Genomic DNA, 12398 nt, shown 5'->3' on the forward strand with positions numbered 1-12398 from the left:
ACTTCACCGATCCACCGGGTCAGTTCAGTGCGGCCGCCAGAGCGCGGAACGCCTCCCGGGGGAACTCGCGGCGCTCGACGCCCAGCACCTGGATCGTCACCTCGTCGGCACCGGCCTCGTAGTGTTTCTCCAGGCCGGCCGCGACCTGCTCGGGCGTGCCCCACGGGATCAAAGCGTCGACGAGCGCGTCGCTGCCGCCGTTCGCGAAGTCCGCCTCGGTCCAGCCGAACCGCTGCAGGTTCCTGGTGTAGTTCGGCAGCGTCAGGTAGCCCGCCGTGTACTCCCGGGCGACGGCGCGCGCTCGCTCGGCGTCGGCTTCCAGGACGACCGCCACCTCGGGCGCGAGCAGCGCACCGGGGCCGAGCGCCGCACGGGCCTCCGCGGTGTGTTCGACCGGGATGAAGTACGGGTGCGCGCCGCGCGACCGGTCGCGGGAGAGCTCGAGCATGCGCGGCCCGAGCGCGGCGAGGACGCGCTGGTCGGGGGCGACGCCGGCGGCGTCCAGCGCGTCCAGGTACTCGACCATCTTCGAGTAGGGCTTGCGGTACCGCCGGTCGTCGTTGTCGACGATCACCGCGTGGCTCGTCCCGAGCCCGAGCAGGAACCGGCCGGGGTGGTCGCGTTCGGCATCGGCGACGAAGCCGGCCACGTCGGCCGGGTCCGAGTGCCAGATGCTGAGGATTCCCGGGGCGACGCCGATCCGTTCGGTCCCGTCGAGGAGCTCCCGGAAACGGGTCGGGACGCCGTCCTGGAAACCGGCCGAGAACCAGATCCGGGTGTAGCCCAGCTCTTCGAGTTCGACGGCGGTCTCGAGCACGGCGTCCCGATCCTTGGACGCGAGGAAGTAGGGCTGCCAGACACTCACGAGTCGTTCTGCCATACCCCCGACAGTATTACCGGAGTTCGGTGAGCAGCTCGGCGAGACGCTCGTCGGAGTCGCGGACCCCGACCTCCATTCCGGACGCGATGATGCCGTCGCGGTCCTCCACCGACTGGAAGCTCGACAGCGTGCGCACCCGCGTGCGGCCGCCGGACTCGGTCATCGTGACCGCTTCCAGCGCGACGTGACCGGGCATGCCCTCGAACTCGAACGTCTGGACCGTCAGTTCGGGCGCCGGGTCGCCGTGGAACACGCCCCGGAACGCGTACTCGTTGCCCTCGGCGTCGACGTGCACGTAGCGGTAGCGCCCGCCGTCCTTCAGGTCGTACTCCTCGACCCGCGTGGTGAGCTCGCGGGGGCCGAGCCAGCGCGGGATCAGGTCGGGGTCGGTGAAGCAGCGGAACACCAGGTCGCGCGGGGCGTCGAACTCCCGGCTGACGACGACCTGCGACGTACCGGGCTCAGCGGTGATCTCGGTCTCGGGCATCGGGTTCTCCGTTCGAGTTCTGCAGTTCGGCGAGCAGTTCGTCGAGTCGTTCGTGGCTGGCCTCCCAGAACTGCCGGTAGGAGGCGAGCCAGTCGGTGGCGTCGCGCATCGGTCGGGCCTCCAGGTGACTCAGGCGCGCGGTCGCCCGGCGCGACCGCGAGATGAGCCCGGCGTTCTCGAGCACCTTCAGGTGCTTGGAGATCGCCGGCTGGGACATCGCGAACGGGCCGCTCAGCTCGGCGACCGTCGCGTCTCCGCCGGCCAGGCGGGCGAGGATCGCGCGACGCGTCGGATCGGCCAACGCGCCGAACACCAGGCTGAGCTGATCGAGCGCCATTCATAACCACCTAGTTCTAGAACCGATGGGTTAAGAATGGGGGCACGCGTCGGCCGTGTCAACCGGTCGGCGGGAATTCAGAGCGCGGAAACCAGCGGGTACGTGGTCACGGGCGGTTGCGTACCGCCGGGCTGGGCCTTTCCGAACAGCCATCCCTGCAGACGGTCGGCGCCCGCCGCCACCAGCGCCCGGGACTGCTCCGGGGTCTCCACGCCCTCGGCGACGACCTCCAGCCCCAGCGTGTGGGCGAGGTCGATGCAGGCGCGGGCGATCGCGGCGGCGGCCGGGTCGTCGAGCTTCGCGGTGAGCGACCGGTCGAGCTTGAGTTCGGTGGCCGGGAGCCGCTGCAGGTACGACAGCGCCGAGTAGCCGGTGCCGAAGTCGTCGATCGCGACGCCCACACCGGCCCGGCGCAGCGCCGCCAGGACGTCCCGGCCGGTGTCCAGGTCGCCGATCGCGACCTGTTCGGTGATCTCCACCGTCAGCGTCGACGGCGACAGGCCGCGCGTGGCCAGGCCGTCCAGGATCTCCTCGACGAGCGTGGGGTGCAGCAGGTCGGAGGCGGCGAGGTTCACCGAGACCTGCACGAGCGGACCCACCCGGCCCCAGCGGGCGGCCTGATCCAGGGCCAGGCCCAGAACCCGCCGGGTGAGGAACGGGGTCAACCCGGTGCGCTCGGCGAGCCCGAGGAACTGGTCCGGCGCGATCATCCCGTGCAGTGGGTGGCACCAGCGCACCAGCGCCTCCACCCGCGGCGGCGCGGCCACGTCGGCCGCCACCAGCGCCTGGTAGTGCAGCTCAAGGTCACCGTAGGGCGCCACCGCGGACGTCGCCCCGGTCAGCATCGCCCGCAGCTCGGACGCCCGCTCCAGCGAGTCGCGCTGCCGGTCGGGGCCGAGCGAGTCGTAGCGCACCCAGCCGCGCCGCTCGGTCTTCGCCCGGTACATCGCGGTGTCCGCGCAGCGCAGCAGCTCCAGCGTGCGTTCGCCGACGGTGCGGCCGGCCGGCGTGTCACCCTCGACCGCGATCCCGATGCTGACGTCGGTCGGCACCACGATGCCACCGACCGGGAGCGGGCTGCGTACCGCGGCCAGCAGGCGCTCGGCCAGCTGCTCGAGTTCGCCGTGCGCGGTGAGCACGGCGAACTCGTCGCCACCGAGGCGTGCCAGCAGGTCGTCCGGCCCGAGCGCGCCGGCCAGCCGGGGCGCCAGCGCCGACAGCAGCTGGTCGCCGACCTGGTGCCCGAGGCCGTCGTTGACCTCCTTGAACCGGTCCAGGTCCAGCAGCAGGATCGCGTGCGTCCGGCGGGTGTCGGCGGCCAGCGCCTCCTCGACGCCGCGGAGGAAGCCCCGCCGGTTGTAGAGCCCCGTGAGCTCGTCGGTGATCGCCAGCCGCTGCTGTTCGCCCGCGTCGAGCAGCACGCGGATGCCGAAGCCGACGCGGACCAGCGCCGCCAGCACGCAGACGGCCGCCAGCACCTCGGCCACCGGCGGCTGCTCGGTGAGCGCCCCGACCGCCAGCACGATCACCGCCGACGCGGCGCACACCAGCGGAGCGAGCAGCGTCCACAGGTCGAGCGGGCGGTCGGCCATCCGGCGCGAGCGCTGCCAGGCCGCCGCCGCGAGCAGCAGGCCGATCACGCCGGCGAGCTGGTCCACCCGCTCGACGCCGCCGCCTCCGTCCGCCAGCACGCGGCTGACCAGGCCGTTGGCCACCGCGAACACGAGGACCGTGGCCGAGAGCAGGCGCCAGCGCGCGTCCAGGCGCCAGCCCGCCAGCGCCGCGATCGAGCCGATCATGCCGACCAGCACCATCGTCAGCGCCGGGTACCCGAGCGTGACGATCGCGTCCAGCGGCGAGGCCCCGGTCCAGTTCAGCACCGAGCGGCCGAGCACCAGCGCCATCACCGCGGCGCCCAGCGTGCCCGCGACGACCGCGTCCCAGACCCGGACCGCCCCGACGCCCCCGACCAGCGGGCGGGACATCATCCAGACGGCGATGCCCAGCAGCGGCAGCGGGGGCAGCCAGAACGCGTCCGCGAGCGAGAACGACGGGAGCGGGTCACCGGACGAGAGGAGCCGGTCCCAGACGACGTACCCGGCGCCGTTGAAAGCCGCCACGGCGCCGATCAGCGCCCAGGCCACCCGCTGGGACGGCATCAGGACGCACCGCAGGCCGACCAGAACGGCGCTGGTCAGCAGGATGATCTCGATCAGCGCCCAGGACGACCAGAGGTGCAGAGGCGAGCCGTCGCCGTGGCCGGACCAGACCCAGGCCAGGTGCACGGCGAGCGCGGCGCCGAGCAGCGCGCAGACCCAGCGGACGACCCGGGCGACGGAAGCCGCCACGGAGCGCTCGGCCATGGCTGGTCTCCTCCGGCTCCGGGCGCCGCGGGCGGCCCCTTGTCATCTGGAGTCGTCCAAATCGGTGCCGACCTGAGACGTCCGGCCAGGATACGGCGGCAATCCACAGGGAGGTGAACAGTGACTACCTGATGCCGTTCGATTGGCGTAGCGTAACTTCGAACACGCGTTCGAACAAAACGGGGAGCGCTCATGTCTGCGGTACCGATCGCCGTGTACGGCGCCACCGGCCACACCGGCCGGCTCGTCGCCACCGAACTGCTCGCCCGTGGTCACCCGGTCGTCCTCGGCGGCCGGGATGCCACCGGACTGATCGAACTCGCCGCCGACCTGGGCGAAGGCGATCGGGTAACGGTCCGGCCGGCCGCGCTCGACGATCCGGAGGCCTTACGCGCGCTGGCCGCGAGCGCGCCGGTGCTCATCCACTGCGCCGGGCCGTACGCGCTCACCGGCCCGCCGGTCGTGGCCGCGGCGATCGACGTCGGCACCCACTACGTCGACCACGCGGTCGAGGTGCACCACGTCAAGGACCTGTTCGAGTCCTACTCCGGTGCAGGCGTCCGGATCGTGCCCGGGATGAGCTTCTACGGCGGCCTCGGCGATCTGCTGGCGGCGCTGGCCGCGGAGGGGATGCCGCGCGTCGAGAAGGTCACGGTCGGCTACGCGGTGAGCGGCTGGCGGATGACCAGCGGCGCCCGCCGCACGGCCGATCTGCTGATCAACGAGGTCGAACGGATCACGTTCACCGACGGCGCGCAGCGGGTCGGCCCGCTGCCGATGTACACCACCACCTACGTCTTCCCCGCTCCACTGGGCCCGCGGATGATGATCGGCCCGTTCCCCACCGGCGACGCGGTGACGATCCCCCGGCACGTCCCGACAGACGCGGTGGAGGTGCTGCTCACCGCGACGACGTTCACCGAGCCGCAGGTCTTCACGTCCGAACACGTCGACGACACCGAGCGTGCCGCGACCGCGTTCACGGTGGCGGCCGAGGTCGTCGCGGGCGGCGTCCACCGCACCGCCCACGTCACCGGGCACGACATCTGGTGGGCGGGCGCGGTGGCGTCGGTGGAGGCGGCGCTCGATCTCGCGTCGGACTACCACCGCGAGCCGGGCACCGGCGTACGGAGCCCGGCGGAGACCTTCCCCGCCGGGCCCTTCCTGCGACGGCTGGAGGAGCTCGGTGCGTTCGTGCTCGCGGTCAGCTGACCTTCAGCCGAACCAGCTGCGGGTCGTGGTCGCTCGCCTGGTCGGCGTACTCGGCGTTCACGTGCACCACGTCGTACGAGTACGACCGCGCCGCCGCGCGGCTGAGCAGGATGTGGTCGAGCACCTGCGAGTTGCCGTCGAAGACGTAGGTGTACCGCTCGGCCACCGGCAGCGTCGCCGGCAGGTCCACCAGCTGCGTGCCGGCCAGCGTCTTCACCGTCGGGGAGAACTCGAAGTCGTTGAGGTCACCGACGACCGCGATGCGTGCCTGCGGGTCCCGGGCCAGCACCTGCTTCACGAACCCGTTCACCAGCGCGGCCTGCTTGCCGCGCTTGGCCGCCGACGACTGCGCCGGTGGCTGGAACCGGCCGAACAGCGGCTGGTCACCGCCCTTGGAGACGAAGTGGTTCGCGATCACGAACACCGACCGGCCCCGGAACACGAACTCGCCCGCCAGCGGCTTGCGGCTGTCGGCCCAGGCCGGGTCGGCGGGTGCGATGCGGCCGGGGTTGAGGGAGAGGTGCCCGGTGCCCGTCACCGCGACCGGCGTGGTCGCGTCACCGGCCGGCGCGCTGGCGAACGAGACGCCCCGGCTCGCCGCGTACAGGAACCCGACCCGGATGTTGCCACCCGGCTCACCGCCGTCGGCGTTGTTCACCGGGTCGATCTGCCGGTACGTGTAGGCCGGGCCGCCCGCGGCCGTGATCGCCGCGATCAGCGTCGCGTACGTGCGGTCGGCGGCCACCGTCGCGTCGTTGGTGGCCCCGGTGTTGTCCTGCACCTCTTCCAGGGCCAGCACGTCCGGAGCACGCAGGTTCCCGACGATGATCGACGCCAGCCGCGCGAACTTCGCCGGTGGGTCGTTCGGGTCCAGGTTCTCCACGTTGAACGTGGCCACCGAGAGCTCGGCCGCGGTGTCGGCGCGGGTCGTCTCGGGCGCCTTCGTGCCGGCGAAGGACGCGGCCGCGGTCAGGATCACCTTGAAGTTGCCGAAGCCGTAGCTCACCACCCCGTCCACCGGCCGGGCCGCGGTCGCCCCGACGTCGGCCTTCGGGGGCGCGAAGCCCAGCCCGTCGTCGAGGATGACGCGTTCCGGGTTCGCGTCGTCCGGCCGCACCACGATGCCGCCGCGGACGCTGTGCGGGCCGGCGCCGCGGCCGCGGTCGGCCAGCACCGGCAGTTCGTTGAACGAGTTCGTGGGGCCCACCGCCACCGCGCCGTTCACCCGCACCCGCATCGACTCCAGCGACTCGTAGAAGTCGATGCCGTCGGTGGCCGGGTCGAACGTGCCGCCGGCTTCGACGTCGCCCTTGGCGTCGTTCTCGATCACCGTGGTCGGGGGGCGCCGGCCGCCGGCACCGAGCACGGTCGGCGCGGGCAGCGGGTTGCCCGACGAGGTGACGGTGACGGTCGGCGACGTCAGCTCGGTGGTCGTCAGGTTGGCCGTGCCGTCGGCGCCACCGGGCCGGAACTCGGTGACGGTGCCCTCGACCGTGACCGCGTCGCCGACCGCGACCGTCGGCGCCGAACCGGTGAACACCAGGATCGCCTCGGACGTGCGCTGATCCCGGTCCGGCCGCGGATCCTGCAGGTAGAAGCCGTTGGACGCCTTCGCGGTGACGACGCCGGGAACGCTCACCACGGTGCCGCGCAGCGGCGAGACGTGGGCGGCTCCCTGCACGTCGTGGATCCGTGTCGCGGTCGCGGCCTGCGCCGGTGCGCTCACGAGCACACCGCCCACGAGCACCAGGCCCAGAGCAGTTCGTCTCAACATGCGGGTATTACGCCATACCAGTTCGGTACAAGCCCGCACATCCACGAACTGTTGGCCTAATGGACTATCAGCTCTGGGAATCCGGACACGGGAACGGGCGGCCGCACCAGTCACACACTCCGCCGGCCGGTACGTGCAGCCGGCGGAGGGTCTCCCGGGCCGCCGCCCGCTCGGCGGCCAGCTCCTCGGGCGTCAGGCCCGCGTCGAGGTCGTCGTCGGGTGTCGTCCCCCATTCGGCGTCGGTAGTGGGGTTCGGTCCGCCGTCGGGCGTGGGGTTCGGTCCGCCGTCGGGCGTGGGGTTCGGTCCGCCGTCGGGCGTGGGGTTCCGCTCGACAGCGGGCGTTGTTCTCCGCTCGTCGTCGGGGCGGGCCCCCCACCCGCTCGTCCGGCGCCGATCGTCACCACCGGTCATCACACCGCCGCTCCGGAACGTCAATGGCCCGGCGCCATCGCGACGAGCAAGGCCGGCACCAGCCGCACCAGCCAGCGGAGATCGCCCCCCGGCGCTCCGACCGTGGTCGCGGCGTCCAACTCGGTGGCGTCCACGACCGCCTGGCGCCCCGGTACCGGACACCGGCGCGTCACGCGCGCCCGATCGTCCTTTCCGGAGGCCGATCTGACCAACTCCACCAACACCGTGGTTTCGCGCTTCTCCATGGCGTTTCCCCCTGGATCTCGACCCTCTCTCCTGGCCTAACGAGGCCCTCGGCCCGGAGCGACTGCCAATTCGGTCGGTTGACCCAGAAATCTGGCCGAGGTGTCCGTTGAGTGATCAACATTGCTCTGAATGGAGGATACGGACCACCGTGCAGACCCCCAGATGGCTTGCGGGGCTGTGACCAGTGGTTATGTGGCTTTGTCGGCCGGCTGTGCGGGGGTCTTCTCGCCGGTGCGCCGCGGGTGTGCGTGCGCGTGCCGTTTCGCCGGTGGCTGCTGTGGCTCGAAGCTTCCTGCTGCGTGCGCTGTCGTAGGTTTGACCTCGTTTCAGCCGATTGGCATCGTCCTGATCGAGACGGGCTGCGGGTGGTTCGGCCTGGTCCCCAAGGTGCTCCGCGTTGGGCTTCAGGCGCGATCGCCAGGATGCTCGGCGCTGGGCTTGAGGCGTGGGCGCTGCGGGGATCGCGCTGGCCGAGGCGTGCCGGAGATAGTGCGGTGTCGTCGGCAGGTCGGTGCCGCTGGGTTTGGCCCTGTTCGCCGCCAGCATCGTGGTCACCGAGGCTTGCCGCGAGCGGCGCAACGGAGCGCTAGGTCAGTTGCCGCTAGGTCAGTCGTCGGCACGCTAGTCATCGGCACGCCGGTCGTCGGCACGCTAGTCATCGCCACGCCGGTCGTCGGCACGCTAGTCATCGCCACGCCGGTCGTCGGCACGCTAGTCATCGCCACGCCGGTCGTCGGCACATTGGACGTCACCACATTGGACGTCAGCACATTGGACGTCGGCACATTGGACGTCGGCGGGTTGGTCAGCGCTGGTCTCTCGCCGAATGCGCGCTTTCGGACGTCGTTCACCGCGGCTCGGTGGGCCTGTTTGACTGCTCGGGACGATCGCGTTGCCGTAGCTGCGCAAGACCCGCCCGAGCGGGATCCGCCGATCTGGGAGCGTCGACCAGCCACAGAGGAACTCGCGCGCGAGCGGCGGGATCGACTTCTCGTGGTGACATTTGCGCTCCGGGGCGGGTCGCGCCGTCGGGCGGTGAAGCGATCAGGTTTCGCTGATCGGCTCTCGTCGAGGCGGGTGCGCACGTCGCGCGATGGTTCAGGGCCGATTCGCGGGAGTGGGCGCCACGGTTGGAGCCCTGGTGCGCTGCGCCTCCATGACGGTCGTGTTCTCGGAGGACAACGCGAACGCCGCCGTCGTGAAGCATGATTCGGCGAGGGACGGGCCTCACATCGGGGCCGACATCAGCGCCGGTCGTACGGTTACCCGGTCGTGGGGTGGGAGGGGCACCGATGGTGGAGCGCGTCGTGGTGTTGGAGGGGGCCAGCAACGTCCGGGACCTCGGCGGGCTGCACACCACCGATGGGCGGCGGACGCGGTTCGGGCGGCTGTACCGGTCGGATTCGCCGGCTGAGCTCACGCCCGGTGACGTGCGTGTGCTCGTCGACGAGCGCGGGCTGCGTCAGGTGGTCGATCTGCGGTCGCGTGAAGAGGTGGAGCGCGACGGGCCCGGGCCGCTTCAGCGCGCCGGGCTCGGGTACGCGAACCACTGGATGAGCAGTGACCCCGGGGTGGGGCAGGTGGTGCCGGAGATCATGCGGGGGAACCTGTCCGGCCACTACCTGGGGTATCTGGGGTCGGGGGCGGAGCGGGTGGTCGCCGCTGCTCGGGTGCTCGCTGATCCCGACAGTCAGCCTGCGCTCGTGCACTGTGCGGCCGGGAAGGATCGCACCGGGACGCTCGTGGCGATCCTGCTCGACTCGGTGGGGGTGCGCCGGGAGGAGATCGTGGCCGATTACGCGCTCACCGACGCGAACATGGCGGCGGTGTTCGAGCGGGTCGTGCGCCGGCTCGAGGCGGCCGGCGGAGGGGTGCCGGCGGTGCGGCGTGACCTGCCCGAGGAGTCGCGGCGGGCCCGGGCGGAGACGATGGCCGAGTTCCTCGACCAGCTGACCACGGTGTTCGGGGGCGGCGCCGGGTGGTTGCTCGCCCACGGATTCACCGATGCCGAACTCTCCCGGTTCCGCACGGCGTTCCTCACCAACGAGACGGGCCGCGACAGCTGAACCGGCGCCCCGGCCCCATCCCCGGGGGCCGGGGCGACCTGCCTCCAGACCTGGCCCGCACCCAGCCGCAACCCAGCCGCGGCGCCCGGCCTAGAAGAACGTGCCGCAGAACGGCGCGGACGACGTCGCGAAGAGCTCGTCGGCCGCCGGCACCAGCGACAGGTCACCGGTCACCCGGCCGGCCGCGGCGAGCTGCCGCCAGGTCGTTCCCCCGAGGTACACCGCTCCGAGCGCCGCGACGTCCACGACGAGGTGGGGCTCGGCCGTCGTCGGTTTCGCGCCGGACGCGCTGATCCAGTACGAGCCCGCGTTCGGCGCGACGACCCCGTCGACGACGCCCACCACGACCGCGCCGCTCCCCCGGTACGTCCGCGCGGCCAGCGCCGCCGGGACGTCCACGAGCCGCAGCCAGATCTCGTCCTCGATCGAGTCGGTGCGCACCGGCCGCTCGTCGACGAGCATCACGCGCAGCGGGTCGTCCAGCGCCAACGCGTCGAACTTCACGGTCTCGACCAGGTCGATCGAGAACAGGTACCGCAGCAACGCGGCTCGGGCATCGTCGTCGGCCGCGACCAGGTCGTCGACGTGGATCGACTCCTCGTCACCGGCCGGGTGGTACCGGACGTACCCGGTCTCCGCGCCCGGCGGGCCGCACACGGCCACCACGTACTGCTGTTTCTGGTCGAGCACACGCAGCCGCCGGCCCGCCCACCACTCGTCCGACCGGGAGATCGCGCCGGTCCAGGACGGGTCGATCCGCTCGTAGACGGCCCGCTGCAGCGGCCAGGCCTCGGCGGGGCGGGCGAGCCGCACCGCGGCGCCGCCACCGACACCTGGGCGCAGGACCGCGCGCCGGGCCGCCACCGAGGCCAGCTCGATGCGCCCGGCCACCCCGTAGCCGTACCGCTCGTAGATACCGCCCTCGGCGGCCCGGAGCGTCGCGATCACCACGCCCCGCTCCCTGGCGTCGGTGAGCTGGGCGTTCATCAGGGCGCGCGCCACGCCGCGGCGGGTGTGGGTGGGCAGGACGCCGACCCTGGTCACCGCGGCGTGCGGCAGCCGCGCGCCGCCGGGCACGACGACGTGGGTGGTGTAGGACGCGGCGGTGCCGACCAGTTCGCCGTCGAGGTAACCGCCGAACGTGCGGCCCGGTTCGCTGATCTCGGTGGCCGGCGCCGGTAGCGGCGGCAGCCCGACCAGCGCGATCCGGAACACGTCGAACGCGGCTTCGAGCTCCTCCGGCGTCTCGAGGATCCGGGCGGAGGGAGTGGCGGCATCAGAACGCACACCGCCACTCCATCACCTGCCCGGCGGACGTGTCACGCCGATTTCAGCGCGGCCGCGAGGGTGGTGGGGGCGCGTCCGATGAGGCGGTGCAGGTCACCGCTGTCGACGTGGAGGTCGCCGACCGACAGGCCACGGTCGGCGTTCGCGAGCACCGCGGCGAACGGCGCGGGGACGCCGAACCCGGTCAGCGTCTCGGCGTACTCGGCCTCGGACAGGTTCTTGTAAACGACCGTCGTCCCGGTCGCGCGGGTGACCTCCGCCGCCAGTTCCGACATCGTGAAGGCCTCGTCCCCGCCGAGCTCGTAGACCGAGCCGGGCACCGGAGCCAGCAGCGCGGCAACCGCGGCGGCCGCGTAGTCGGCCCGGCTCGCGGCCGAGACGCGCCCGTCCCCGGCCGCCCCGAGAATTACGCCGTTCTCGACGAACTGCGGAATCTGCGCGGTGTAGTTCTCGAGGTACCAGCCGTTGCGCAGGAACACGTAGGGGATGCCCGACGCGACGATCGCCCGCTCGGTGGGCGCGTGCTTCCCGGACATCAGCGTGAGGCTGCTGGTGTCGGCACGCAGGCCGCTCGTGTAGACGGTCAGCCCGACGCCGGCCGCGCGGGCGGCGTCGATCACGTTCGTGTGCTGTTCGAGCGTGTCACCGGAGATGAACAGCAGCTGGTCGGTGCCGGCGAAGGCCGGTGCCAGGGTCTCGGGGCGGTCGTAGTCCGCCTCGACCACGCGGACGCCCAGGTCGGCGGCTTTCGACGGGGTCCGCACGGCGGCGGTGATCTCGCTCGCCGGGACGCCCCGGTCGAGCAGGTCGGCGATGACCAGGCGGCCGAGGTGGCCGGTTGCGGCGGTGACGGTGATCACGACGTTCTCCTCTGACGGACTCTTCGATCACCCCTAGCTTGTACTAACTTTTCGAAAGTGCCAACTGCGAGTGAGTACACTCATGGTGTGGACGACATGCCGGAGCTGGTCGCGGACGTGTTCGCGCGCGGCTGCGCCTCACGGCGGACGCTGGAGAGCGTCACCGGCAAGTGGGGGGTGCTCGCGCTGGTGGCGCTGCGCGAGGGTGCCTACCGGTTCAACGCGCTGCGCCGCCGGGTGGACGGGGTGAGCGAGAAGATGCTGGCCCAGACCCTGCAGACGCTCGAGCGCGACGGGCTCGTGCACCGCGAGGTGCTGGCGACGATCCCGGCGCGGGTCGAGTACACGCTGACGCTGCTCGGCGCCGAGATCGCCGAGCAGCTGTTCACGCTCGTCCAGCTGCTCGAAGCACGGGTCCCGCAGGTCACCGAGGCCCAGGCCGCGTACGACGCCCGCCCCAAGTAGGCCCGGACA

The 12398-nt window shown here is 72.0% G+C and carries 12 protein-coding genes; 3 read left to right on the forward strand and 9 right to left on the reverse strand.

Annotated elements, in window-relative coordinates; translation table 11 throughout:
• Positions 1 to 19: 19 nt before the first annotated feature.
• The 4 genes from ABD437_RS25620 to ABD437_RS25635 form a co-directional block, all read right to left on the reverse strand.
• Positions 20 to 880: a TIGR03620 family F420-dependent LLM class oxidoreductase gene (locus tag ABD437_RS25620; RefSeq protein ID WP_344651475.1), complete on the reverse strand. Its 861-nt coding sequence runs from the start codon at positions 878 to 880 to the stop codon at positions 20 to 22.
• 13 nt (positions 881 to 893) lie between these two features.
• Positions 894 to 1367, reverse strand: a complete 474-nt coding sequence (locus ABD437_RS25625) for an SRPBCC family protein (RefSeq protein ID WP_344651476.1) — start codon at positions 1365 to 1367, stop codon at positions 894 to 896.
• Positions 1342 to 1704, reverse strand: a complete 363-nt coding sequence (locus ABD437_RS25630) for an ArsR/SmtB family transcription factor (protein WP_344651477.1) — start codon at positions 1702 to 1704, stop codon at positions 1342 to 1344. Before ABD437_RS25630 ends, ABD437_RS25625 begins: the two co-directional genes overlap by 26 nt.
• Positions 1705 to 1781: 77 nt before the next feature.
• Entirely contained in the window at positions 1782 to 4067 is a 2286-nt protein-coding gene (locus ABD437_RS25635) for a putative bifunctional diguanylate cyclase/phosphodiesterase (protein WP_344651478.1), read from the reverse strand.
• A 192-nt stretch (positions 4068 to 4259) separates the two neighbouring features.
• On the opposite strand from ABD437_RS25635, the gene ABD437_RS25640 reads away from it, so the two are divergent.
• Positions 4260 to 5279 carry a saccharopine dehydrogenase NADP-binding domain-containing protein gene (locus ABD437_RS25640; protein ID WP_344651479.1) on the forward strand — a complete coding sequence of 340 codons (1020 nt, stop codon included), beginning with the start codon at positions 4260 to 4262 and terminating at the stop codon, positions 5277 to 5279.
• On the opposite strand, the gene ABD437_RS25645 is transcribed toward ABD437_RS25640, so the two are convergent.
• The 3 genes from ABD437_RS25645 to ABD437_RS25655 all read right to left on the reverse strand — a co-directional run bounded on the left by ABD437_RS25645 (position 5272) and on the right by ABD437_RS25655 (position 7710).
• On the reverse strand, positions 5272 to 7053 hold the full coding sequence (locus tag ABD437_RS25645; protein WP_344651480.1) for an endonuclease/exonuclease/phosphatase family protein: 1782 nt from the start codon (positions 7051 to 7053) through the stop codon (positions 5272 to 5274). The two genes, ABD437_RS25640 and ABD437_RS25645, sit on opposite strands and share 8 nt — an antisense overlap.
• 67 nt (positions 7054 to 7120) lie before the next feature.
• Complete coding sequence (locus ABD437_RS25650; RefSeq protein WP_344651481.1) at positions 7121 to 7465, reverse strand: hypothetical protein; 345 nt, start codon at positions 7463 to 7465, stop codon at positions 7121 to 7123.
• 20 nt (positions 7466 to 7485) lie between these two features.
• Positions 7486 to 7710, reverse strand: coding sequence for a hypothetical protein (locus ABD437_RS25655; RefSeq protein ID WP_344651482.1), 225 nt, complete (start codon positions 7708 to 7710; stop codon positions 7486 to 7488).
• Between the two features lie 1293 nt (positions 7711 to 9003).
• Between ABD437_RS25655 and ABD437_RS25660 the strand changes: the two genes are divergently transcribed.
• The gene (locus ABD437_RS25660) at positions 9004 to 9777 is read left to right on the forward strand and encodes a tyrosine-protein phosphatase (protein WP_344651483.1); all 774 of its coding nucleotides are present in this window, start codon (positions 9004 to 9006) and stop codon (positions 9775 to 9777) included.
• A 90-nt stretch (positions 9778 to 9867) separates the two neighbouring features.
• Here ABD437_RS25660 and ABD437_RS25665 read toward each other — a convergent pair whose 3' ends face one another.
• A complete protein-coding gene (locus ABD437_RS25665; protein ID WP_344651484.1) occupies positions 9868 to 11064 on the reverse strand; it encodes a GNAT family N-acetyltransferase in 1197 nt (398 codons plus the stop codon).
• Positions 11065 to 11096: 32 nt separating this feature from the next.
• Complete coding sequence (locus ABD437_RS25670) at positions 11097 to 11924, reverse strand: SDR family oxidoreductase (RefSeq protein WP_344651485.1); 828 nt, start codon at positions 11922 to 11924, stop codon at positions 11097 to 11099.
• Between the two features lie 96 nt (positions 11925 to 12020).
• Between ABD437_RS25670 and ABD437_RS25675 the strand changes: the two genes are divergently transcribed.
• Positions 12021 to 12389 (forward strand): winged helix-turn-helix transcriptional regulator, encoded by a 369-nt coding sequence (locus tag ABD437_RS25675; protein ID WP_344651739.1) that lies wholly within the window; start codon positions 12021 to 12023, stop codon positions 12387 to 12389.
• Positions 12390 to 12398 lie beyond the last annotated feature (9 nt).

The organism is Cryptosporangium japonicum (assembly GCF_039524755.1).
In the GTDB taxonomy this organism is placed as follows: domain Bacteria; phylum Actinomycetota; class Actinomycetes; order Mycobacteriales; family Cryptosporangiaceae; genus Cryptosporangium; species Cryptosporangium japonicum.